The 22,168-nt window shown below is 61.9% G+C and carries 22 protein-coding genes; 17 read left to right on the top strand and 5 right to left on the bottom strand.

What is annotated here, in order from left to right; translation table 11 throughout:
• Window positions 1–3 precede the first annotated feature (3 nt).
• The 3 genes from QNH97_RS13010 (at window position 4) to QNH97_RS13000 (ending at window position 4,883) form a co-directional block, all read left to right on the top strand.
• Entirely contained in the window at window positions 4–2,118 is a 2,115-nt protein-coding gene (locus QNH97_RS13010) for a glycosyl transferase family protein (RefSeq protein ID WP_283557195.1), read from the top strand.
• On the top strand, window positions 2,115–3,923 hold the full coding sequence (locus QNH97_RS13005; RefSeq protein ID WP_283557194.1) for a bacteriophage N4 adsorption protein A: 1,809 nt from the start codon (window positions 2,115–2,117) through the stop codon (window positions 3,921–3,923). The genes QNH97_RS13010 and QNH97_RS13005 overlap by 4 nt, the downstream gene beginning before the upstream one ends.
• A 177-nt stretch (window positions 3,924–4,100) precedes the next feature.
• Window positions 4,101–4,883: an alpha-amylase family protein gene (locus QNH97_RS13000; RefSeq protein WP_283557474.1), complete on the top strand. Its 783-nt coding sequence runs from the start codon at window positions 4,101–4,103 to the stop codon at window positions 4,881–4,883.
• On the opposite strand, the gene hpaR (QNH97_RS12995) is transcribed toward QNH97_RS13000, so the two are convergent.
• Both hpaR (QNH97_RS12995) and hpaA read right to left on the bottom strand, forming a co-directional pair.
• Window positions 4,884–5,306, bottom strand: a complete 423-nt coding sequence (hpaR, locus tag QNH97_RS12995) for a homoprotocatechuate degradation operon regulator HpaR (protein ID WP_003201625.1) — start codon at window positions 5,304–5,306, stop codon at window positions 4,884–4,886.
• Between the two features lie 108 nt (window positions 5,307–5,414).
• Entirely contained in the window at window positions 5,415–6,320 is a 906-nt protein-coding gene (hpaA, locus tag QNH97_RS12990; RefSeq protein ID WP_283557473.1) for a 4-hydroxyphenylacetate catabolism regulatory protein HpaA, read from the bottom strand.
• 185 nt (window positions 6,321–6,505) lie between these two features.
• On the opposite strand from hpaA, the gene QNH97_RS12985 reads away from it, so the two are divergent.
• The 8 genes from QNH97_RS12985 to hpaI all read left to right on the top strand — a co-directional run bounded on the left by QNH97_RS12985 (window position 6,506) and on the right by hpaI (window position 13,935).
• Window positions 6,506–7,183 (top strand): fumarylacetoacetate hydrolase family protein, encoded by a 678-nt coding sequence (locus QNH97_RS12985; protein WP_283557193.1) that lies wholly within the window; start codon window positions 6,506–6,508, stop codon window positions 7,181–7,183.
• On the top strand, window positions 7,180–7,950 hold the full coding sequence (locus QNH97_RS12980) for a fumarylacetoacetate hydrolase family protein (protein WP_283557192.1): 771 nt from the start codon (window positions 7,180–7,182) through the stop codon (window positions 7,948–7,950). The genes QNH97_RS12985 and QNH97_RS12980 overlap by 4 nt, the downstream gene beginning before the upstream one ends.
• A 5-nt stretch (window positions 7,951–7,955) precedes the next feature.
• A complete protein-coding gene (gene hpaE, locus QNH97_RS12975) occupies window positions 7,956–9,416 on the top strand; it encodes a 5-carboxymethyl-2-hydroxymuconate semialdehyde dehydrogenase (protein ID WP_283557191.1) in 1,461 nt (486 codons plus the stop codon).
• Window positions 9,417–9,616: 200 nt separating this feature from the next.
• Window positions 9,617–10,474 carry a 3,4-dihydroxyphenylacetate 2,3-dioxygenase gene (gene hpaD, locus QNH97_RS12970; protein WP_283557190.1) on the top strand — a complete coding sequence of 286 codons (858 nt, stop codon included), beginning with the start codon at window positions 9,617–9,619 and terminating at the stop codon, window positions 10,472–10,474.
• 84 nt (window positions 10,475–10,558) lie between these two features.
• A complete protein-coding gene (locus QNH97_RS12965) occupies window positions 10,559–10,951 on the top strand; it encodes a tautomerase family protein (protein ID WP_283557189.1) in 393 nt (130 codons plus the stop codon).
• A 51-nt stretch (window positions 10,952–11,002) separates the two neighbouring features.
• Window positions 11,003–12,307: an MFS transporter gene (locus tag QNH97_RS12960; protein WP_283557188.1), complete on the top strand. Its 1,305-nt coding sequence runs from the start codon at window positions 11,003–11,005 to the stop codon at window positions 12,305–12,307.
• A gap of 12 nt (window positions 12,308–12,319) precedes the next feature.
• Window positions 12,320–13,123, top strand: coding sequence for a 2-oxo-hept-4-ene-1,7-dioate hydratase (hpaH, locus tag QNH97_RS12955; protein WP_283557187.1), 804 nt, complete (start codon window positions 12,320–12,322; stop codon window positions 13,121–13,123).
• Window positions 13,124–13,137: 14 nt separating this feature from the next.
• The gene (gene hpaI, locus QNH97_RS12950) at window positions 13,138–13,935 is read left to right on the top strand and encodes a 4-hydroxy-2-oxoheptanedioate aldolase (protein ID WP_283557186.1); all 798 of its coding nucleotides are present in this window, start codon (window positions 13,138–13,140) and stop codon (window positions 13,933–13,935) included.
• Window positions 13,936–14,072: 137 nt separating this feature from the next.
• On the opposite strand, the gene hpaR (QNH97_RS12945) is transcribed toward hpaI, so the two are convergent.
• The 3 genes from hpaR (QNH97_RS12945) to QNH97_RS12935 all read right to left on the bottom strand — a co-directional run bounded on the left by hpaR (QNH97_RS12945) (window position 14,073) and on the right by QNH97_RS12935 (window position 16,951).
• Entirely contained in the window at window positions 14,073–14,495 is a 423-nt protein-coding gene (gene hpaR, locus QNH97_RS12945; RefSeq protein ID WP_283557185.1) for a homoprotocatechuate degradation operon regulator HpaR, read from the bottom strand.
• 273 nt (window positions 14,496–14,768) lie between these two features.
• On the bottom strand, window positions 14,769–15,710 hold the full coding sequence (locus QNH97_RS12940) for a p-hydroxyphenylacetate 3-hydroxylase reductase component (protein WP_283557184.1): 942 nt from the start codon (window positions 15,708–15,710) through the stop codon (window positions 14,769–14,771).
• 71 nt (window positions 15,711–15,781) lie between these two features.
• A complete protein-coding gene (locus tag QNH97_RS12935; protein WP_283557183.1) occupies window positions 15,782–16,951 on the bottom strand; it encodes a p-hydroxyphenylacetate 3-hydroxylase oxygenase component in 1,170 nt (389 codons plus the stop codon).
• A gap of 313 nt (window positions 16,952–17,264) precedes the next feature.
• On the opposite strand from QNH97_RS12935, the gene QNH97_RS12930 reads away from it, so the two are divergent.
• The 6 genes from QNH97_RS12930 to QNH97_RS12905 all read left to right on the top strand — a co-directional run bounded on the left by QNH97_RS12930 (window position 17,265) and on the right by QNH97_RS12905 (window position 22,146).
• Window positions 17,265–18,563, top strand: coding sequence for an NAD(P)/FAD-dependent oxidoreductase (locus QNH97_RS12930; protein WP_283557182.1), 1,299 nt, complete (start codon window positions 17,265–17,267; stop codon window positions 18,561–18,563).
• A gap of 45 nt (window positions 18,564–18,608) precedes the next feature.
• On the top strand, window positions 18,609–18,974 hold the full coding sequence (locus tag QNH97_RS12925) for a cupin domain-containing protein (protein WP_283557181.1): 366 nt from the start codon (window positions 18,609–18,611) through the stop codon (window positions 18,972–18,974).
• Window positions 18,975–19,027: 53 nt separating this feature from the next.
• Window positions 19,028–19,687, top strand: a complete 660-nt coding sequence (locus QNH97_RS12920) for a helix-turn-helix transcriptional regulator (RefSeq protein WP_283557180.1) — start codon at window positions 19,028–19,030, stop codon at window positions 19,685–19,687.
• A gap of 84 nt (window positions 19,688–19,771) precedes the next feature.
• A complete protein-coding gene (locus QNH97_RS12915; RefSeq protein WP_283557179.1) occupies window positions 19,772–20,593 on the top strand; it encodes a molybdenum cofactor biosynthesis F family protein in 822 nt (273 codons plus the stop codon).
• Window positions 20,586–21,386 (top strand): SDR family NAD(P)-dependent oxidoreductase, encoded by an 801-nt coding sequence (locus QNH97_RS12910; protein ID WP_283557178.1) that lies wholly within the window; start codon window positions 20,586–20,588, stop codon window positions 21,384–21,386. Before QNH97_RS12915 ends, QNH97_RS12910 begins: the two co-directional genes overlap by 8 nt.
• On the top strand, window positions 21,379–22,146 hold the full coding sequence (locus QNH97_RS12905; RefSeq protein ID WP_283557177.1) for an SDR family oxidoreductase: 768 nt from the start codon (window positions 21,379–21,381) through the stop codon (window positions 22,144–22,146). Before QNH97_RS12910 ends, QNH97_RS12905 begins: the two co-directional genes overlap by 8 nt.
• Window positions 22,147–22,168 lie beyond the last annotated feature (22 nt).

Here is a 22,168-nt window from a genome sequence, read left to right as displayed (position 1 = left end):
TTGATGACGTCGCTTTATTGGCCCTATTGGCTGGCCCACTACTATAACTACCTGGAAGCCGCGACCATTGTGGTCGCGGTACTGATCCTGATCTCCAGCCTGGACGATCTGATCATTGACGTGTGGTACTGGTCTCGCCGCCTGTACCGCAAGTTCACCGTGGACCGCAGATTTCGGCCGCTGACCGTCGAGCAATTGTTGGCCCGGGACGAGCAGCCGTTGGCAATCATGGTGCCAGCCTGGCTGGAATACGACGTCATCGCGCCGATGATCGAAAACATGGTGTCGACGCTCGACTACCAGAACTACGTGGTCTTCGTCGGCACCTATATCAACGACCAGCGCACCATCGACGAAGTCGAGCGGATGCGCCGGCGCTACAAGCAACTGCATCGCGTGGAAGTGCCCCATGCCGGGCCAACCTGCAAGGCTGACTGTTTGAACTGGGTGATCCAGGCGATTTTCCTGCATGAGAAAACCCATGGCATGACCTTCGCTGGCGTCGTGTTGCACGACAGCGAAGACGTGCTGCATCCATTGGAATTGCGCCTGTTCAACTACCTGTTGCCGCGCAAGGACATGATCCAGTTGCCGGTGGTGTCGCTGGAGCGCAACTGGTACGAATGGGTTGCGGGTGTCTACATGGACGAGTTTGCCGAATGGCACGGCAAGGACCTGGTGGTGCGTGAAAGCATGACCGACACCGTGCCCTCGGCCGGCGTCGGCACCTGTTTCTCCCATCGTGCCCTGCGAGTACTGGCCGGCGAAACCGAAAACCAACCGTTCAACACCGACAGCCTCACCGAGGACTATGACGTCGGCGCGCGGCTGGCCAAGGTCGGCATGAACGCGATCTTCGTACGCTTCCCGGTGCAGTTCCGGGTGCTGCGCAAATCCTGGTTCCGCAAGCCCTACGAATCGACCCTGACCATGCCGCTGTGCGTGCGCGAGTTTTTCCCCGATACCTTCCGCACCGCCTTTCGGCAAAAGGCTCGCTGGACCCTCGGCATCGGCCTGCAAGGCTGGGAACAGATGGGTTGGAATGGCTCGCTGGCCAATCGATACCTGCTGTTTCGCGACCGCAAGGGCGTAGTGACCGCGTTCATCAGCATCATTGCCTACGTGATCCTGGTACAGCTGCTGGGCCTGATTATCCTGCGCAATAGCGGCTTGTGGGACGTCAGCTTCCCAACGCCTTTTGAAACCAACGACGTGATCAAATACCTGTTGCTGGCCAACGGCGTTGCCCTGGCTTGGCGGATCGTACACCGCTACTACTTCACCGCGGTGCTGTATGGCTGGCAGCACGGCCTGCTGTCGATCCCGCGCATGCTGGTGGGCAACTTCGTCAACTTCATGGCCGCCTCCCGGGCCTGGCGCATGTTCCTCGTGGGCAAAGTGATGAACCGCAAGCTGGTGTGGGACAAGACCATGCATGACTTCCCGTCCACGGACCTGGTCGCCATCGCACCGCGTCGCCTGGGCAGCGTATTGCTGTCCTGGCAGGCCATTACCGACACCCACCTGCAAAGCGCCCTCGACGAACAACAGTCGCGCAATGTGCCGCTGGGCCGGATTTTGCTCAATAACGGCTGGCTGGACGATGAAACCCTGGCCGAAGCCATCGCGTTCCAGAATGACCTGCCACGGGTCTTCGACGTGGCCGAAAAAACGGCCGCCTCAACCTCGTCGCTGGCCAGCGAGTTTGCCTTGCGCTGGCGGGTCATTCCCCTTGGCCGCAATGGCGAAGGGCGTGAACAGATCGCCGTCGCCAACCCGCTTTCCGACGAAGGACTGCAACAGGTAACCGCCGAATTGGGCAGCGAGCCGGTGCAACTGATCGCCCGGGAAAGTGAAATTCTCGCGCTGTTGCGCCAAATGCCAGCGAACAACGGCCATGCCGTACCGAATGCCCGCGCACCTTTGCTGGGCGACCTGCTGATCGAAATGGGCCTGCTCGATCGCGATCAGTTCAGCCGCGCCATGCTGCAGTATCGTCCGCAGCATCACGGCCGGATCGGCGATTACCTGGTCGACAGCGGCGTGCTGCCGCGGGCAACTATCGAACAGGTGGTGGCACGCCAGCACAGCCTCTACCCAATGGAGCTTCCGGCATGAACCGCCCCCTTCTGACCCTCATGGCCACGGGTCTGAGCCTGATCTCTGCACTGGCGTCGGCCGAGACGTTGCCGCTGCCATTGACCGGGCCGGCCTACACCGCCGCCAACGAGGCCTACAGTGCCTACGAGCGCAAGGACTATGACCTGGCCATCGCCAAGGCGCGCGAAGCCCTGCGCCTGCGCGCCGACGTGAAGCGCCTGAACACGCTGATTGAGCTGGCTGAACGGGACAAGAAACTCCGCGACCAGCCCCGGACCGCCAGGTCATCCCGCGCCGTCCCGGCAGCCCCGGGCTTCGCCGCTGCGTCCCAGGGGTTCAAGGCCTATGATCGCGAACAGTTCGGCCTGGCCGCGCAATCGGCCCGCAAGGCCATCGCCCAGGCCCCCCGTCGCCGGGAATACCGGTTGTTACTGGTCGATGCCTTGCAGCGCCAGCAACATCTGGAAGAAGCCGACCAAGCCGTTACCGATGCGCTAGGGATCTTCACCCATGACACCACGTTGCTGATGCGGCGCAAAGAAATTCGCCGCCAATTGGCAGCACCGCTGGCGGTCCAGGGCTACCGCGCCCTGCAGCAAGGCAACCGAGCCCTGGCGGTGGAAAAGGCTCGCAAAGCCGTAGCCTGGGCTCCGGAAATCGCCGCCAACCAGCAACTGCTCGACAGTGCCTTGCTCGATGCCAATGATTCCGACGCACCGGTCCTGGAGTGCCAGGAAAGCGCCTTCGGCCTGACGTGCGCCACCCGGCCGGTCAACACCTATGAGCGGGCACCGGTAAGCGATTTGCAGCTTGCTTATGATTCGGTCCGCAGCGGCGATGACGAAGCGGCCCACGCTGCGTTCCGCAAGGCCGACGCCACTGAGCCACTTAAGCCGGCGGCAGCCCAGGACGCCGCCTACAACGCCATGCGCGTCCATGAGGACGACGAAGCCGTCGCGTACTTCAAGCGCGTGATCGATGGGCAAAAAACTGCAGAAACGCCCATGTCCGCGCAACAATTGTTCGATACCCGTCGCGCCGTCGGTGATGTTTCACGCCGGATGGGCCTGACCAGCACCACCAGTTATCGCGGCAACAGCTCCAGCGGCCTGAGCGCCGCGCCGAGCACCGGGGGCAGCGGCAGTCAAAGCAACGACTTGCTGCAAAACAGCACCGAGCTGTCCTGGCGCCCGCTGGGTTATCGCAACGCTCGTTTCGTTGAACTCTACGGGCGTATCACCGACACCCTGTGGAGCAAGAACAGCGAGTCGGATACCGGCGCCGACGCCTTGCAGGGCGCCGTTGGCGTACGGGTCAAGCCCTTCAGTTCGGTCAACATCATGGCCGCCCTCGAACGCACCTTCCCCCTCGGGTCTTCCAATGTCGACGGCGACTGGCTGGTGCGCCTGGGCTATGGTTCGAGCATCGGTACCGACCTGCGGGTCGACGTACCGAGCTGGTGGACCTCGCAGCTGTATGCCGAGGTCGGCCATTACATCAATGACTCGCGCAATTACTTCAACAGCGAATGGCAAGTCGGCCGCAGCTATGCCATTGGCGGCACCGGTTCGCGCTGGGTGACCTTCCCCCATGTCGTGGCGGCGATCGACTACGATTCGAAAATGAAGAGCAAAGCCAACGGTGATTTTTCGTCCGGCGACGCCGGCGGTATCGGCATAGGGAACAACGTCCGTTATTGGTTCCGGGAAGACGCCTACAACGCCCCACGCTCCTACGTGGACTTTTCCCTGCAGTACCGAGCCAGGGTGTTTGGCGAGGAACGGGCCAAAGGCGTGTTCGCTCGCTTGACCTACTCCTATTGAGGGCGTTGACGTGAGAATCAGTGCATCGATACGAAAAACAGCCCGCCTGGCCGCGCCACAACTACACTGCATCAGGAAGGGACTTGTTTGAAACGCTTCGCCCATGCAGTCAATCGCAGGATCGTCGCGGCACTGTTACTGGCCGCGCTCCTCGCCGCAGGTACAGGGACGTACTACATGACCACCACCGCGGCACCGAACATCGTCGGCATCGTCTGGCAGCCGGACAACCAGACCATCGGCATCAACGGCACTTGGGAACAACTCGGCGTGCATGAGTTGCTGGTGCAGTGGACGGTGGTGGACGACCAGGCGTTTGTGCCCGGCACCGGGTTGACCAGCGTACCGGTGCTGCCGGACTGGGCGCGCATCGCCAAGGCGCCCTGGGCCAAGGATGTCATCCTCGGCCTGGCCGGCTACTTCAGTGAAAACCGCTCACGGGACAACATCGAGCAATTGGCGGCGGTGTCAGAACGCATTGCGGGGCTGCCCACGCCGCTGCATGTCACCGGATGGTACTTTCCGGCCGAGGTTGACCCCAGTTGGTCGCGCGCCACGGAGCTGCCGGCCTTGCTGGCCAAACTGCCACGCCCACTCTGGATCAGCGTCTACGACGGCGCCAATATCGGCCCAGCCGCTACCGCCGACTGGCTCAAGCAATGGTTGCCGAACGACATCGGCGTGTTTTTCCAGGACGGCGTCGGCGTCTACGCCCGCACCGCACCGGTCGCGCGCAATTATGCCGACGCCCTGCGTGACCGGCTTGGCAAGGACCGCGTGCGAATCATCGTCGAAGCCTTCCGCCCGAAATACGGCGGTGGCTTCCGCTCAGCGACAGTGGCCGAACTCAAACCGCAACTGGCGGCCTATGACGGGTATCCGCTCTACCTGTTCGATGGCCCGCATTACGTGACGCCTGCGTTGGTGGAGCAATTGAAGCGCTCTCTGGCCACCCCTTGATCAAGGCTTGATGTTTTTCAGCTCATTAAGCAATGCCAACAGTTGCTGCATCTTTTCTTCGCCAAATTGCTCTTCAATTCGCCGATAGTTGCTTTCCATCCCCTCACTCATCGACACAAAGCACTGCTGGCCGCGTTCGGTCAGGCCGACGAAAACCCGCCGCTGATCCTGGCTCGACTTCTGTCGACGCACCAGGCCATCGCGCTCCAGACGGCTGAGCACGCCGGTCATGCTGGGTTTGAGGATGCAGGCCTGATGGGCGAGCTGATGGCTTTCCAGCTCACCTTGCTGGTGCAGGATGCGGATCACCCGCCATTGTTGTTCCGTGAGGTCATGCTGGTTCAGCGCCGGGCGGAAAAAAGCCATGGCGGCTTCGCGGGCTTGCAACAGGGTCAGGGTCAATGAAGGTCTGGGATTGGCCATGTTCACACGGTTTGGATGGGCGAGTCGGCAGCTTAGTGTTGCCTTCACACAGCTGCAAGAACAACTGTGGCGAGGGGATTTATCCCCGCTATTGAGTTGATGCACCGCTTAACGCAACCCCGATTGCCGCTGGCGATACTCCCCGGGCGTCAGTTGGGCGTAGCGCTGGAAAAAACGACTGAAATAGGCTGGATCCTTGAACCCGAGCTGGTAGCAGATTTCATTGGCCGAGCTGCCAGTGAACAGCAGCAGGCGCTTGGCCTCCTGCATCAGCCGCTCCATGATCAGGCGCTTGGAAGGCAGGTCGGCGATGCGTCTGCATACGTCATTCAGGCGCGCCTCCGTCACGCCGATACTCTCGGCGTAACGCGACAGCGGCCAATGCTGCAGATAATGACCCTCGATCAGCTCGTTGAAACGGTGAAAGATCTTCAGGTCTTCGTGCCGGGCTGGCCGGGCCTCCAGGGAGTTGGAGCACAATCGCAGCAGGCTGATCATGATCAGCCGCGTCAAGCCGTCCAGTGCCGCGCTGCGCCCCGCCCGCGTGGCCGTGACCTCCTCGCTCAGTTCCTCGAACAAGTATTCCAGCCGCCGCACCTCTCCCGCCTGTTCCGGTCCCAATTGCGCCAGCGCCACGCAGGCTGCCGGCATTTGCACACCGGCCGGCGCCAGGCTCGGGTCGGCGTCGATCAATTGCCACACCAATTGCTGGCGCACCGTCAATACATGCCCGTCACTGTCGGCCTCGGTCACGAATGAGTGAGGGATGGTCGGCGGCGTAAGGAAGAACATCGGACCCGACTCGACGTATTGCTGATCGTCGAGATACACCCGCACGGTGCCGCTCTTGACGTAGTGCACCTGAAAGAAACGGTCGTGGCGATGAACCGGCATGTTGCGGCCGAAAAAATCCGCCAGGTTGGCGAGCCGGTCGTAGTGAACCTCAGCATCGCTGTAGCGCTGGTCGTACACCTGACCAATGTTGATGTTCGGGATTGGCTGGCGGTCGGTCATCACGCAGTACTCGTTTTTATTCTGATTCAAATACCGGCTCGTGCTCATCCTGCACCGAATCTGGCAGGGCAACCAGCGCCCGATCATTCTGCCACGCTTGACGATAGTTAACATCTTAATTATAACTGTTAACACATTAACAATATCGCAGAGCCCTCATCACTCTGCACCGCCAGGAGACAAGCATGAGCCGTGCCCTGCATGACGTCGCTACCGGCACCCTGTTCGGGGTCGCACTGAACTATCAGGGGCTGCTGAAACAGCGCCTCGCCGAGTTCGAGCAACCGCCCTACCAGAAACCGCCGATCAGGCCGGTGCTGTTCATCAAGACGCCCAACACCCGCAACCGGCACGATGCCGACGTGGTTCATCCGGGTCACGGCGAAAGGCTGCAACCAGGACCGGCGCTTGGCGTGGTGATGGGCAAGTCGGCCAGCCGGGTCAGCGCCGCCGAGGCGCTGGATTACGTCGCCGGCTACACCGTCGTCAATGAGTTCAGCCTGCCGGAAAACAGCTACTACCGCCCCGCCGTCAAGGCCAAGTGCCGGGACGGGTTCTGCGCCATCGGCCCTGAGCTGGTGCCCATCGCCAACGTTGCCGACCCACACAGCCTGGCGATCACGCTGTATGTGAACGGCGAGGTACGCCAGCAAAACAATACGGCCAATTTCGTTCGTAACATCCCTCAACTGATTGCCGAAATCAGCGAGTTCATGACCTTGCACGAAGGCGACGTGCTGATCACCGGTACGCCCGAAGGCCGGGTTGATGTAGTGCCCGGCGATCGCGTCGAAGTGGACATCAGCGGCCTGGGCCGCCTGGTCAATACCATCGTGTCCGAGCAAACAGGAGCACGTTCATGAAACACGCGCGCATTCGTTTGGAAGGCCAGATCCACTCCGTTACCGTTGAAGCTCACAACGCCGTGCGTCTGGCCGACGGTCGCCTGCTGGCCGAGGACCGGGTCCAGTGGCTGCCACCGGCCACTGGCAGCATGTTTGCCCTGGGCCTGAACTACGCCGATCACGCCGCCGAACTGGCGTTCAAGCCACCGACCGAGCCCCTCGCGTTCATCAAGTCGCCCGGCACCTACACCGGCCATAACCAGGAGACCTGGCGCCCCGATAACGTCGCCTACATGCACTACGAGTGCGAGTTGGTAGCGGTCATCGGCAAAGAGGCGCGCAACGTCAAGCGCGAGGATGCCCTGGAGTACCTCGCCGGCTACACGGTGTGCAACGACTACGCGATCCGCGACTACCTGGAAAACTACTACCGGCCCAACCTGCGGGTGAAGAACCGTGACGCCACGACCCCAGTCGGCCCGTGGATCGTCGATGTGGCCGATGTGCCGGACCCGAGCAACCTGACGTTGCGCACCTGGATCAACGGCGAATTGCGTCAGGAAGGCAGCACGAAGGACATGATTTTCGACATTCCGTACCTGATCGAATACCTGTCCAGCTTCATGACCCTGCAACCCGGCGACATGATCGCCACCGGCACGCCGGAAGGCCTGGCGGACGTGGTGCCCGGTGATGAAGTGATCGTGGAAGTGGAAGGCGTCGGCCGCCTGGTCAATCACATTGTCAGCGAAGTCGAGTTCTTCGCAACCCGTAAAGAGGCGTGAGCAGCATGATCAAACACTGGATCAACGGCCGCGAGGTCGAAAGCGAAGACGTATTCATCAACTACAACCCGGCCACGGGCGAAGCCATCGGCGAAGTCGCCAGCGGCGGTGCCGAAGAAGTTGCCCAGGCCGTAGCCGCCGCCAAGGATGCCTTTCCAAAATGGGCCAATACGCCCGCCAAGGAACGCGCCCGGTTGATGCGCAAGCTCGGTGAACTGATCGAGCAGAACGTGCCGAAACTGGCCGAACTGGAAACCCTAGACACGGGCTTGCCAATTCACCAGACCAAGAACGTGCTGATCCCACGGGCCTCCCATAACTTCGACTTCTTCGCCGAAGTCTGCACCCGCATGGACGGCCATACTTATCCGGTCGACGACCAGATGCTCAATTACACCCTGTACCAACCGGTGGGTGTCTGCGCGTTGGTCTCGCCCTGGAACGTGCCATTCATGACCGCGACCTGGAAGACCGCGCCGTGCCTGGCCCTGGGCAACACCGCCGTGCTGAAGATGTCCGAGTTGTCGCCCCTGACCGCCAACGAACTGGGGCGTCTGGCCGTCGAGGCCGGCATTCCCAACGGTGTGTTGAACGTGATCCAGGGCTACGGTGCCACGGCCGGCGATGCGTTGGTGCGTCACCCGGATGTGCGGGCGATTTCCTTCACCGGCGGCACCGCCACCGGCAAGAAAATCATGCAGACCGCCGGGCTGAAAAAGTACTCGATGGAACTCGGCGGCAAGTCGCCGGTGCTGATTTTCGAAGACGCCGACCTTGATCGCGCCCTCGACGCGGCGCTGTTCACCATCTTCTCCCTCAACGGCGAGCGCTGCACCGCCGGCAGCCGGATCTTCATCCAGGAAAGCGTCTACCCGCAGTTCGTCGCCGAGTTTGCCGCTCGCGCCAAGCGTCTGATCGTTGGTGATCCCCAGGACCCGAAAACCCAGGTCGGTTCGATGATCACCCAGGCCCACTACGACAAGGTCACCGGCTACATCAAGATCGGCCTCGAAGAAGGCGCCACCCTCCTGGCCGGTGGCCTGGAACGCCCGGCCAACCTGCCGGCGCATCTGAGCCGCGGCCAGTTCATCCAGCCGACGGTGTTCGCCGATGTGAACAACAAGATGCGCATCGCCCAGGAAGAAATCTTCGGCCCGGTGGTGTGCCTGATCCCGTTCAAGGACGAAGCCGAAGCCTTGCAACTGGCCAACGACACCGAGTATGGCCTGGCCTCGTACATCTGGACCCAGGACATCGGCAAGGCCCATCGCCTGGCCCATGGTATCGAGGCCGGCATGGTCTTCATCAACAGCCAGAACGTGCGCGACCTGCGCCAGCCTTTCGGCGGCGTGAAGGGTTCCGGAACCGGTCGCGAAGGTGGACAGTACAGCTTTGAAGTGTTCGCTGAGATCAAGAACGTGTGCATTTCCATGGGCAGCCATCACATTCCGCGGTGGGGGGGGTAATCCGAGGCCAGCGGTGAACCTGTGCCGAGTGTTGACCTGTGGCGAGGGAGCTTGCTCCCGCTGGGCTGCGAAGCGGCCCCGTTTTTTGCGATTGCTGCGCAATCGAGCGGGAGCAAGCTCCCTCGCCACAGGGGTTATCGACTCACAGGCTGTGATTCATCACAAAAACTCAACAAGAACAATTTTTCAGGAGAATCATCATGGGCGAAGTCGTCCTGGCTGCGAAAATCTGCCACGTTCCCTCGATGTACCTGTCGGAGCTGCCCGGCAAGCACCATGGCTGCCGTGCAGCCGCGATTGCCGGCCACAAGGAAATCGGTCGTCGCGCCCGTGAGCTGGGCGCCGACACCGCCGTGGTGTTCGACGTGCATTGGCTGGTCAACAGCGCCTATCACGTCAACAGTGGCGAACAATTCAAAGGCACCTACACCAGCAACGAGCTGCCGCACTTCATCAAGAACATGGAGTACGAATACTCGGGCGCCCCGGAACTGGGCGAGTTGATCGCCGCCGAAGCCAATGCCGCCGACGTGCGCACCCTGGCCCACAACATCCCGAGCCTTGAGCTGGAATACGGCACCCTGGTGCCCATGCGCTACATGCACATGGACGTCCCGCAGGAACAGAAATTCAACGTCGTATCCATTGCCGCCTGGTGCGCCTGGCACCGCCTGCAAGACAGCTTCACCTTCGGCGCCGCCGTGCGCCGGGCCATCGAGAAAAGCGATCGCAAGGTGCTGGTACTGGCCTCCGGTTCACTGTCGCACCGCTTCTCCGATGATCGCAATGCCGAAGCCAACATCCATAACTGGACCCGAGAGTTCGACAAACAGGTCGACCTGCACGTCGTGGACATGTGGCGCCAGGGCCGTTGGAAAGAGTTCTGCGCAATGCTCCCGGACTACGCCGAACACTGCTTCGGCGAAGGCAAGATGCATGACACCGCGATGTTGCTGGGGCTGCTAGGCGGGCCGGACTACGACAAGCCTGCCGAAATCATCACCGAGCCTTTCGGCAGCTCCGGCACCGGCCAGATCAACGCCATTTTTCCAGTCTGAACAGCAGCCGCAAGCTACAAGCTGATCGCTTTCAACTTGCCGCTTGTAGCTCACCATTCAAAGCTGCCGACGCAGGAGGCCCCCATGCCCCATTTCATCGCTGAATACACCGACAACATCGAACAACAGGCCGATCTGCCCGGCCTGTTTGAAAAGATTCACGCCGTGCTGGACGACAGCGGCGTGTTTCCCCTGGGTGGCATCCGCAGCCGTGGCGTGCGCCTGGACACCTGGCGCATGGCCGACGGCAAGCACGACTACGCCTTCGTGCACATGACCTTGAAAGTCGGCCATGGTCGCGACTTGGCCACCCGCCAGAAAGTCGCAGAAAAACTCTTCGAGGTGATCACCGTGCACTTCGCCGAACTTCAGGCCCAGCGCCTGCTGGCGCTGTCGTTCGAAATGATCGAACTGCACGAGCAACTCAACTTCAAGGCCAACAACGTCCATGCCTTTCTCAAGGCCCAGACGAGTTAAGCCTGCCCACCTGTTCGCCCCATCGGCCACTCTGACAAAAAGTACAAGATCATGAGCACAGCCAATACCGCTGACACTGTCGGCACCGTCGCGCACGACCGCACCCACGCCACCATCACCTGGCGGCTGATGCCGCTGCTGCTGGTCTGCTACCTCTTTGCCCACCTGGACCGCATCAATATCGGCTTCGCCAAGATGCAGATGAGCGCCGACCTGCAGTTCAGCGACACGGTCTACGGCTTCGGTGCCGGCCTGTTCTTCATCGCCTATGCGCTGTTTGGCGTGCCGAGCAACATGGCCCTGGACCGGGTCGGTCCACGGCGCTGGATCGCCACGCTGATGGTGGTCTGGGGGGCCTTGTCCACCGGCATGTTCCTCATCGACAGCGCCGCCGGTTTCTACGTATTGCGCTTTCTGCTGGGGGTGGCCGAGGCCGGTTTCTTCCCGGGCATCCTGGTCTTTCTCAACCGCTGGTACCCGGCCCGGCGCCGGGCCCAGGTGACCGCGCTGTTCGCCATTGCCGTGCCGATGGCCGGAGTAATCGGCGGGCCGTTGTCGGGGGGCATTCTGGAGCACTTCCATGAGGTTGGCGGCCTGCGGGGCTGGCAGTGGATGTTCGTCATCGAAGGGCTGCCGGTGATCCTCCTCGGCTTGGTCGTACTCAAGTGCCTGCCGGACAGTTTCGAGACGGTCAACTGGCTGACGCCCAGTGCCAAGCAGCAACTGCGCGAACAGCTGAGTGTTGAGGAACAGCGCAAATCCATTACCTCGTTCTCGGCGATCCTCAACAACCCGCAGGTCTGGTTGCTGGTGGCGGTGTACTTCGCCGTCATGCTGGCGGTCAATACCCTGGCTTTCTGGATGCCCACCTTGATTCACGGCGCCGGCATCGGCAGCGACGGCCAGGTCGGGCTGCTCAGCGCCGTGCCCTACCTGGCCGGCTGCTTCTTCATGATCGGCTGTGGGCGTTCCTCCGACCGCCACCGTGAACGCCGCTGGCACCTGTGTGTGCCGCTGTTGATGGCGGCGGCGGGCATTGCCGTCGCCGGGCTCTCGCCCACCGACCCGACCCTGGTGCTGGCGGGCCTGATTGTCGCCGGGATGGGCGCCAGCGCTGCCTTGCCGATGTTCTGGCAACTGCCGCCAGCCTTCCTGTCCAACAGCACCCAGGCCGCCGGCATTGCCCTGATCAGTTCCTTCGGCAGCATCGCCTCATTCTTCGCGCCCTACCTGATCGGCTGGATGCGTGACACCACCCAGAGCGCCAGCCTGGCGCTTTATGTGCTGGCGCTGTTCATCGCCCTTGGCGGCCTGCTGGTGCTGCGTACCCGAGCCGCCATCGTCAACCCTCAATAAGAGACCCTCGTCATGCTCGATCAACGTCTTATTCAACAAGCCGCCGCCCGCCTCGACCACGCCGAGCGCTCGCGGGAGCAGGTCCGCCAGTTTTCCCTGGATCACCCAGAAATCACCCTCGATGATGCCTATGCCATCCAGCGCGCCTGGGTGGCGCAAAAGATCAAGGACGGCCGCAAGCTGGTCGGCCACAAGATCGGCCTGACCTCGCGCGCCATGCAGGTTTCGTCGAACATCACCGAGCCGGACTACGGCGCACTGCTGGACGATATGTTCTTCGACGAAGGCACCGACATTCCGTTCGAGCGCTTCATCGTGCCCCGGGTGGAAGTGGAGCTGGCATTCATCCTTGGCAAGCCGTTGAAAGGCCCGAACGTGACTCTGTTCGACGTGCTCGACGCCACTGAATGGGTGATCCCGGCACTGGAAATCATCGATGCACGCATCCAGCAGCTCGATCCGCAGACCAAGGCGACCCGCAAGGTCTTCGACACCATTTCCGACAACGCGGCCAACGCTGGCGTGGTCATGGGCGGTCGCGCGGTGCGTCCCACCGAGATCGACCTGCGCAAGGTGCCGGCGGTGCTCTACCGCAACGGCGTGATCGAAGAGTCCGGCGTCTCGGCGGCGGTGCTCAATCACCCGGCCAAAGGCGTGGCCTGGCTGGCGAACAAACTGGCAGCCTACGACGTGACGTTGCAGCCAGGGCAAATCATCCTCGGTGGGTCCTTCACCCGCCCTGTGGCGGCCAATCCTGGCGACACCTTCCATGTCGACTACGACATGCTCGGTTCCATCGCTTGCCGTTTCGTCTGATCGGAGACCACTTCATGGACATGCCTATCAATACGTTCAAACAACGCCTGTGCAGCGGCGAAGCGCAGATTGGCCTGTGGCTGGGCCTGGCCGACGCCTACTGCGCCGAACTGGCCGCCAACGCCGGCTTCGACTGGCTGTTGATCGATGGCGAACACGCGCCCAACGACCTGCGCACGCTGCTCGGCCAGCTCCAGGCCGTGGCGCCCTACCCCAGCCAGCCAGTGATCCGCCCGGTCATTGGCGACACCGCGTTGATCAAGCAAGTGCTCGACATCGGCGTGCAAACCCTGTTGGTGCCGATGGTGGAAAGCGCCGAGCAGGCCCGCGAACTGGTGCGCGCCATCCACTACCCGCCCCACGGTGTGCGCGGCGTCGGCAGCGCGCTGGCCCGGGCGTCGCGCTGGAACAGCATCCCCGGCTATCTCGACAAGGCCGACGAACAGATGTGCCTACTGGTGCAGATCGAAAGCCGCGAAGGCCTGGCCAACCTGGATGCCATTGCGGCGGTGGACGGTGTGGATGGGGTCTTCATTGGCCCGGCGGACCTGAGCGCGTCCATGGGCTTTCGCGGCAACCCCGGCCATCCGGATGTGCAAGCGGCCATCGAGGACGCTATCGCCCGCATCCGCCAGGCCGGCAAAGCCGCAGGGATTCTCAGCGCCGATGAAAAACTGGCCCGGCGCTACATCGAACTCGGCGCGGCGTTCGTGGCGGTGGGGGTGGATACGACCGTGTTGATGCGGGGTTTACAGACCCTGGCGGCGACGTTCAAGGACGTAGCGAAGCCAGCGGCGAGCGGCGTGTATTGACACCACCACAAAACCCGTGGCGAGGGAGCTTGCTCCCGCTGGGGCGCGAAGCGGCCCCCTTGAATCCGGTAGTGAACTGAAGATTTTTGGGCCTGCTGCGCAGTCCAGCGGGAGCAAGCTCCCTCGCCACAAGGAACTCAGCGCTTGATCGTCTTCAAATCATTGAGCAACCCCAGCAAGGTCTGCAGCTTTTCCTCCCCCAGCTTCCCCTGCAAGCGCTGGTAATTCTCTTCCATGCTCTGGCTCATCGAGTCGAAGCATGCCTGCCCTTGCGGTGCCAGGCGCACCAGCACCCGGCGTTGATCCTGTTCGGCCTTGCGCCGCACGACCATGCCCGCCGCTTCCATGCGCACCAGCACGCCGGTCATGCTGGGCTTGAGGATGCAGGCCAGCTCGGCCAGGCGATTGATCTCCAGCTCATCGTGCTGGCTGAGAATACGGATGACCCGCCATTGCTGTTCGGTCAAACCGTGTTGATTGAGGGAAGGCCGGAAAAACCCCATGGCCGCTTCACGGGCCTGTAGCAGGGTCAGGGTCAAGGATTGGCGCGGTTTGGGCATCGGGAGTGTTCGCGAGGAGGGTTTAGTTAATGAGTTAACTAAATATTAACAGCTTCCAGCCAGGACCGGACTATCTGCTTGAACACTCTGGTTCAGGATCGAGTTCCATCCGTGGCGAGGGGGCTTGCTCCCGCTGGGCTGCGAAGCAGCCCCAATAGATATGTTTAAACAGGTCATTTGTGGTCGTTGCATGGAGGGGGCTGCTGCGCAGCCCAGCGGGAGCAAGCTCCCTCGCCACAGGGTTCGGTGCCAAGCCTTAATGCATGTTTCAACTCAAGCGCCTTTGATCACACCCTTGAGCACTTGCTTGAAATGCTCGATCTGTTCCTCGCTGAACTGGCCGAACACCTTGTCCTGCTGTTCCTTGGCAATCCCCCAAAGCCCTTCGGTTTCGTCGATGCCTTTGACGGTGAGACGCACCCGATCGCCTTCATCGGCCACCAGCCCTTTGCGCTTGAGATTGGCCACGGCCTCTTCGATTTCGCGCACCGGCATGGCCACCTCCCGTTGCAGATCGGTCATGTTCAGCCCTGCATCATTCTCCAACACCATCAACATCCGCGCTTCGCTGGTGCGCAACCCGGTCGATAGCTGGCGCGGCTGGTAACTGGCCTGATAGGCCCGTAGCGCCTGGGTCATCAGGTAATACAAGTTGTGGCTAAGGCGCCCCTGAAAGTGACTGCTGGGAGATTGCCCCTCTTCCCGCCGAGTCATGCGAGTGTGGGGCAAGACCATGGAGTAGGCACCCTGGTGATAGAGCAACGGCGAACGTCCGAAGTCATCAAAGGCCACCACCTTGCCGACCATGATCCAGTGATCGCCACCGTCGACCTGCTGGTATTTCTCACAATGAAAACGCGCCGCGCAGTCCACGAACACTGGGGCGCCACCTTCGCCGGCCTCGAATTCGATCTCGGCGAACCGATCTTCCTTGGGTCGTGCGAAGTTGTTCGACAGGTCGATCTGGTCGGCGGCAAGCACGTTCACCGCAAAATGGCTGGCCGCTTCGAACACGCCATGACTGCTGGAGCGTTTGTCGATGCTCCAGAGGATCAGCGGCGGGTCTAGGGAAACCGAGTTGAAGCTGTTGGCGGTCACGCCGACCTTGCGGCCATCTTCAGTAGCGGCGGTGACCACGGTGACCCCGGTGGCAAAGTTACCCAGGGCCCGGCGGAACGCGCGGGTGTCGAAAGCGGTATCACAAACACTAGACATGCAAGACTCCCGGCCGCCTCAGGCGACGGCCTCGATTATTGTTGTATGGGCGGGGCTCGGTGAGCAGGCGGTCACACCATGGTGGGGTCGGGCTCCAGGCCCATCAACTCACGCCCAAGAATCTGCGCGCAGACGTCGTAGTCGGTGTAGGCATGAGCGCCGGTCAGGTGGGCATCGCGGAACAGCCGTTGCAGTTCGTTGGTCTCGAACCAGGCGCCGCCACCGGCGGCTTCCATCAGGCGATCCACCGCCTGGATGCACATTTTGGTGGCATAACCCTGGTTGGTTCGCCAGAACGCCAGGGTTTCCCGGCTGGGGTATTCGTGGCGTTCACCGTGGTCGGCGTGCTCCTGCCAGGTTTTCTCCAGGAACGCCCGGGCCGCCGCGACTTGATGCGTAGACTCGGCCAGACGCATCAGCGCCGGTGTTGCCGCACCCACCGCAGCGCCCGTGTAGGCCCGCACGCGGGTCCGGGTTTTCTCACGAAAAACGTCCAGCATGCGTTCCGCCACACCCAGGCTGACCGTGGAGAAACCACTGGCGAAATACGGGCGATACGGCGAGTAGAAAATCTTGCTGTCGGGGTACAGCCCAAACCCGCCGGATTTGCCTTCCATCATGTCCTTGGCTTTCTGGATGCGGTGCTCCGGCACAAAAGCGTTGTCGACGATCAACGTCTTGCTGCCACTGCCGCGCATGCCCACCGCGAACCAGTCATCGCGGATTTCATAATCGCTGCGAGGCAACACCGCGAAGCAATAGTCCTGGGTACCCTCGGCATTTTTGCGGCGAAACCCCATGATCGCCCACTCGGCGTGGTCGCAGCCGCTGCTCCAGCCCATTTCGCCGCTGAACATCACGCCGCCCTCGACTTCCTCGGTGCGGCCAAAAGGCGCAATGCTGCTGCTGGCGGTGGCATCGGGATCATCGCCCCAGACTTCCTGCTGGGTCTTGGCCGGGAACATTGCCAATTGATGGCTGTGGGTGCACAACAGACTCATGGCCCAGGCGGTGCTGGCGCAGGCGCCGGCCAGCAGCGCGATGCAATCGGCGAACTGCGGAAGGGAAATCTCCATGCCACCGTACTGCCTCGGCTGGAAAGCGCGGTGCATGCCGATACTTTTGAGCAAGGCTATATTCTCGGCAGGTACGGTACGGTCCTTTTCCGCCTGGAAGGCATTGGCGGCAATGACCGGCAGGATGGGCTTGAGGTCTTCGAGCAGCGGATTTGGCTTTTTCATGGACGGGCTCTTTTATTATTGGCATCTACCAACCCCGCCTTTGCCCGACAACCTGAGGCTGCGCAAACGGTGGGATCAATGATTAAGGCCGGTCCAGTATGGGCAATGGAAGGCGGGCAAAAAATGCACCTTCCAGATCCAAGATTGTACTTTTCATGGCGCGGACTTCGCCGCTATGGCGCGCTCGGTCAAATACTGCGGCACGGATGATCAAGACAGGCGCCCCCACCAGAGCCCTTAATAGGGCCATCGCGTGCAGCGCTTTGGGAAGACGTTGCAACGGAGTCTCCTTTTCACTTTGTCAGGTTGCGTCATGATCAATATCGAAACGCCCACCTATTACACGGCCACCAAGAAGTACAACCTCAGCTTCCCCACCCTGGAACAGGACCTGGAAGCCGACGTCGTAGTCATTGGTGGCGGCTTCTCCGGCATCAATACCGCACTGGAGCTCGCCGAAAAAGGCGTCACCAATATCGTGGTGCTGGAGGCGCGTTACCTGGGGTTCGGCGGCACCGGGCGCAACGGCGGGCAGATCATGGCCGGCATCGGTCATGACCTGGAAAAAATCAAGAAGGACGTCGGTGAAGACGGCCTGCGCCAGGTCTTCGAGATCAGCGACCTGGGCGCGGACATCATCAAGGACCGCATCGCCAAGTACGACATCGATGCCGACTTCTGCCACGGTTACGGCTACATGGGTTTCAACGCTCGCCAGGAAAAAACCTTGCGGGCCTGGGAAAAAGACTTCAAGTCAATCAACACCAAGCACGAGATCCGCTTTCTCGGCGGCTCCGACGTGCAGCAGATCATTGGCTCCAAGGCCTACAGCAGCGCCTTGCTGCACATGGGCGGCGGGCATGTGCATTCGCTGAACCTGTTGCTGGGTGAAGCCAAGGCACTGGTCAGCCACGGCGTGCAGATTTTCGAGAACAGCCCGGCCCTGGAAGTCAGCTACGGCGAGCGCATCACCGTGCGGACCGGGCGCGGCTCGGTCAGGGCCAGCAAGCTGCTGTGGGCCTGCGACAGTTTCCTCAACAAATTGGAACCGGAGCTGCATCGCTCGACCATCAACACCTACGCCTTCCAGACGATGACCGAGCCGTTGTCGGACGAACTGATCCAGCGTATCAGCCCGATTCGTGGGGCCTACAGCGATATTCGCCCGGTGATCGACTACTACCGTGTTACCCATGAAAACCGCCTGCTGTTCGGCGCGGCCACACCGTTGGTGGAACACATTCCCCAAGACCTCAAGGCCTGGAACCGACGCCTGATGCTGAAGATTTTCCCGTACCTAAAGGACGTGAAGATCGACCTGGCATGGGGCGGCCCGATGGCGTGCAGCCCGAACCTGTTCCCGCAAATTGGCACCCTGCCTGGGCGCAGCAACGCGTTTTTCGTCCAGGGCTACTCAGGTTTTGGCGTCACCCCGAGCCACATCATCTGCAAAGTGTTGGCCGAAGGCATGAGCGAAGGCTCGGCGCGCTACGATCTGGTCAGCTCGATCCATCGCCCCACCATCATCGGCAAAGACGCCATCCGCCCACTGCTGCTGACCGCCGGCAAGTCCTGGCATCAGCTGTCGGGTTACTGGAACGGCCGTCGCTGACGGCCAGACAGCCTTTTTCTTTTTCAATCATCAGGAGTCACTGCCATGCCCCTCATCACCCTCAAAAAAGACATCCAGCTGTCCGATCTGGACGCCTGGGGCTCCGTCGCCGACCTGGGTTCGCAAATTCTCGAAGGCGAAGTCAAAGCCTTCGGCAAGATGACCTTCGGCGCGCCGACCGATGCCGTGAGCAGCGCCTACTTCGGGACCACCCAAGGCAAGTTCCGGATGGTTTATCCATTCGCGGAACAGGCCACCGTGGTCACCGGTGAAGTGGTACTCACCGACGAAGCCACGGGCCAGAGCACCCGCTACAAGGCCGGCGACAGTTGGTTCGTGACCAAGGGCACGCCGGTGCTGTGGGAAGTGGTCAGCGAAAGTTTCGTCAAACACTACTTCGCGGTAGTCTGACCCGACCCGGCTGCCGGCCCCTCCGGCAGCCCTTTGATGGCAGGGTTCAGACCATGAACGTCATCCCCACCCAGGACATCGCCGGCCATTGCCTGCTCGCGTTCACCCAACTCATCCCCACCAGCCGGGCGGCCTTCTACTGCGTCGACCGACACCTGCAAGCCCATGACTTCAGCCTGCACGGCATGAGCGGCGAAATGCACCGCGACTATCTGGACAACTATCGGCAGTTCGACCCACTGCAACCGCGTCACTGCGCGTCCGATGGCCTGGCCGTGGTGCCACTGGGCCTGGCGATGGCCCGTCAACCGGTGCGGGACAGCCAGCGCTATCGCAACTTCCTGCAGCGCTACGGCGTGGTGGATGTCGTGGAAGTGTTCGCCCATCGGGACGGCCAGCCTCAAGCCGCCATTTCGTTATTGCGCACCGCCGAGCAAGGCGCCTTCACCAGCCAGCAACTGACCCAACTCACCGCACTGCAAACCCTGCTGCAACTGGCCGTCGCCCACCTGCCCGCCCATGAGGACCCATTGCGCGACCTGACGCCCAAGGAGCGCCAGATCGCCTGGCTGTTGCGCCAAGGCGTGAGCAACAAACACTTGGCCCGGGAGCTGGATGTGGGCTTGCCGACCATCAAGACCCACCTGATCAATCTGTTCCGCAAGGTGGGCGTGAGCAGTCGTACCGAGTTGGTCAGCGCACTCTTTCTCTAAGCGGTTCAACCATTCGGTTGATAGGCCGTAGCGTTTCAGGACCGCATGATCCGGGTGGCTACTTCATCCAACCGGAGCCTTGCAATGAGCACACCTACAGACTGGATTACCGTCGGCGCCCTGGCCGATGGCTTTGCCCCAGAGTCCTTCATCCTGCCAAACCTGGCCGACCTGAAGGGCAAGACCTTCACCCTGCATTTCGCCAATGGCTGGCAGATCGAGCACCGCTTCGAACAGGACAGCCTGTCCTGGAGCGCGACTGACGGGCACTCCAGCGGCACGGCGACCTATCGAGCCACCTCGGTGCGCCCTGGCCTGTACCTGGTGGACTTCGTCAAGCGCGAAGGTGCGCAAACCTGGTCGGTGAGCCTGGTGCTCGATACCGCCAGCGCGGCGTTCACCGCTGTCATCGGCCGCATGCCCGAGCAGGAACAAACGCGCGAAGGCCTTTACGCTCGCGCATTGGCGGGTCAGCCCCTGACTTCAGTCAACGTGGAATTCCTCCATGGCAGCCTCGACCAGCCCTGGCAGCAAGGCCTGTGCCCCCACGCACCGACCACCGAACTGGTGGGGCTGCGCAATCTGTATCGCTACAGCCCGAGCGAAGTCTACGAACACATTTACCTCAACGAGCGGTTTTATGCCTGGCAATGCCTCAAGGGCGTGGAGCAAGGCCTTTGCGACACCGATCGCTGCGACACCTACAAGATCGCCGACCAGTTGTACCTGTTTGTGTGGCGGGAAAAGATCATCCCGACCCTGGGCCTGGTGCTGATCGACCTGCAACAGCACCGCAGCGACGGCAAGATCTTTGGTTACGCCGGTGCGTCCTTCGATGAGTTTTCCAACTTCCCGGTCAGCTCCTACTGCCAGGTACTCAACCACACGGAATATCCCGATGCCTGACCTACCCACCATCGTGATCACCGGGGCGGGCACCGGCATCGGTGCCGCCTGCGCCCGGTTGTATGCTGCCGAAGGGGCCAATCTGGTGTTGATTGGTCGACGCCGCGCCCCCCTGGAGCAACTGGCGCAGGAGATCGGCGGCCTCGTGCTGGTGGGGGATGCGGCTTGCCCGACAACTTGGGACGGTTTCGTCGCGCAGGTCCGCGAGCGCTTTGGCCGGATCGATGTGCTGCTGGCCTGCGCCGGCGGCATGGGGTTGGGCAGCGCCACCGAGACCAGCCCGCAAACCTGGGAAGCGGCCGTGCGCAGCAACCTCGACAGCGCGTTCTACAGCGCCCGGGCGTGCCTGCCGCTGCTGCAGGAAAGTGCCGGCAACATCGTGCTGATCGCGTCCATTGCTTCATTGGCGGCAGGGCCGGGGGTGTGCGGCTACACCACCACCAAGCATGCGTTGCTGGGTCTAAACCGCTCCCTGGCGCGGGACTACGGACCAAAAGGCGTACGGGTCAACGCGGTCTGCCCAGGCTGGGTGCGCACGCCCATGGCCGATGAGGAAATGCAGGTGCTGATGCAGTTTCATGGCGAGACGCTGCAACAGGCGTACGACCGGGTCTGCGCCGACGTACCATTGCGCAGGCCCGCCAGCGCCGAGGAAATTGCCCATGTCTGCCGTTTCCTGGCGTCGCAACACGCCTCGATCATCACCGGCGCGACGCTGGTGGCCGACGGCGGTTCCAGCATCGTGGACGTGCCGACACTGGCCTTCAGCCGGATGGAGGCTACCCATGCCTGAGGATCTGGATTTCAGCGGTAAAACCGTGTTGGTCACCGGCGGCGCCCAAGGCATTGGCCGGGCCATCGTCGAAGCCTTCGCCCTGCGTGGGGCGCGTGTGGTGATCGCCGACCTCGGCCTGGCGCGGGCGGAGGCAGTGGCGAGCGAATTGACTGCCGAGGGCTGCCAGGTGCAAGCCGTGGGAGTCGACCTAGCGGATGCCTCGGCGATCTCCGGGATGATGGCGGGGTTGGAACAACGCTTGGGAAGGCTGGATGTCCTGGTGCACAACGCCGGCTATTTCCCGCTGACGCCCTTCGCCCAGATCACCCCGCCGATGCTCGAGCGAACCTTGGCCGTGAACCTCTCGGCGCTGTTTTGGCTGACCCAGGCGGCGCTGCCGATGTTCCGGCGCCAGGGCCAGGGTTGCGTGCTGGTGACCTCTTCGGTCACCGGCCCCCGGGTAGCGTATCCGGGCCTCAGCCACTACGCGGCGTCCAAGGCCGGGGTCAATGGTTTCATTCGCAACGCGGCGCTGGAGCTGGCGACTGAGAACGTGCGTGTCAACGGCGTCGAGCCTGGCATGATCGCCACACCGGCCATGGCGAACCTCGGAGATGATGAAGTCAACCAGGACATCGCCCGCCGGGTACCCCTGGGTCGCCTGGGCAAACCGAGCGACATCGCCGGGGCCATGCTGTTCCTGGCGTCGGACCTGGCCTCGTATGTCACCGGACAAACCCTGGTGGTCGACGGCGGCTCAACCTTACCGGAGGTTTGACCCGCTCGCGCTGAACGATGAG

It is taken from the genome of Pseudomonas sp. G2-4, from assembly GCF_030064125.1.
GTDB lineage: Bacteria > Pseudomonadota > Gammaproteobacteria > Pseudomonadales > Pseudomonadaceae > Aquipseudomonas.
Note: the sequence above shows the minus strand (reverse complement) of the source record. Positions and strands in the feature narration are given on the sequence as shown.

Bases quoted from the DNA above. Each gene is read 5' to 3' on its own strand.
- QNH97_RS12920 (WP_283557180.1), top strand. From the start codon at position 19,028: ATGAACGTCATCCCCACCCAGGACATCGCCGGCCATTGCCTGCTCGCG.
- QNH97_RS12925 (WP_283557181.1), top strand. From the start codon at position 18,609: ATGCCCCTCATCACCCTCAAAAAAGACATCCAGCTGTCCGATCTGGAC.
- hpaH (WP_283557187.1), top strand. From the start codon at position 12,320: ATGCTCGATCAACGTCTTATTCAACAAGCCGCCGCCCGCCTCGACCAC.
- QNH97_RS13005 (WP_283557194.1), top strand. From the start codon at position 2,115: ATGAACCGCCCCCTTCTGACCCTCATGGCCACGGGTCTGAGCCTGATC.
- hpaD (WP_283557190.1), top strand. From the start codon at position 9,617: ATGGGCGAAGTCGTCCTGGCTGCGAAAATCTGCCACGTTCCCTCGATG.
- QNH97_RS13010 (WP_283557195.1), top strand. From the start codon at position 4: ATGACGTCGCTTTATTGGCCCTATTGGCTGGCCCACTACTATAACTAC.
- QNH97_RS12980 (WP_283557192.1), top strand. From the start codon at position 7,180: ATGAAACACGCGCGCATTCGTTTGGAAGGCCAGATCCACTCCGTTACC.
- hpaE (WP_283557191.1), top strand. From the start codon at position 7,956: ATGATCAAACACTGGATCAACGGCCGCGAGGTCGAAAGCGAAGACGTA.
- QNH97_RS12940 (WP_283557184.1), bottom strand. From the start codon at position 15,710: ATGTCTAGTGTTTGTGATACCGCTTTCGACACCCGCGCGTTCCGCCGG.
- QNH97_RS12960 (WP_283557188.1), top strand. From the start codon at position 11,003: ATGAGCACAGCCAATACCGCTGACACTGTCGGCACCGTCGCGCACGAC.
- hpaR (WP_283557185.1), bottom strand. From the start codon at position 14,495: ATGCCCAAACCGCGCCAATCCTTGACCCTGACCCTGCTACAGGCCCGT.
- QNH97_RS12905 (WP_283557177.1), top strand. From the start codon at position 21,379: ATGCCTGAGGATCTGGATTTCAGCGGTAAAACCGTGTTGGTCACCGGC.
- QNH97_RS12965 (WP_283557189.1), top strand. From the start codon at position 10,559: ATGCCCCATTTCATCGCTGAATACACCGACAACATCGAACAACAGGCC.
- QNH97_RS13000 (WP_283557474.1), top strand. From the start codon at position 4,101: ATGACCACCACCGCGGCACCGAACATCGTCGGCATCGTCTGGCAGCCG.
- hpaI (WP_283557186.1), top strand. From the start codon at position 13,138: ATGGACATGCCTATCAATACGTTCAAACAACGCCTGTGCAGCGGCGAA.
- QNH97_RS12930 (WP_283557182.1), top strand. From the start codon at position 17,265: ATGATCAATATCGAAACGCCCACCTATTACACGGCCACCAAGAAGTAC.
- QNH97_RS12935 (WP_283557183.1), bottom strand. From the start codon at position 16,951: ATGAAAAAGCCAAATCCGCTGCTCGAAGACCTCAAGCCCATCCTGCCG.
- QNH97_RS12910 (WP_283557178.1), top strand. From the start codon at position 20,586: ATGCCTGACCTACCCACCATCGTGATCACCGGGGCGGGCACCGGCATC.
- hpaR (WP_003201625.1), bottom strand. From the start codon at position 5,306: ATGGCCAATCCCAGACCTTCATTGACCCTGACCCTGTTGCAAGCCCGC.
- QNH97_RS12985 (WP_283557193.1), top strand. From the start codon at position 6,506: ATGAGCCGTGCCCTGCATGACGTCGCTACCGGCACCCTGTTCGGGGTC.
- hpaA (WP_283557473.1), bottom strand. From the start codon at position 6,320: ATGACCGACCGCCAGCCAATCCCGAACATCAACATTGGTCAGGTGTAC.
- QNH97_RS12915 (WP_283557179.1), top strand. From the start codon at position 19,772: ATGAGCACACCTACAGACTGGATTACCGTCGGCGCCCTGGCCGATGGC.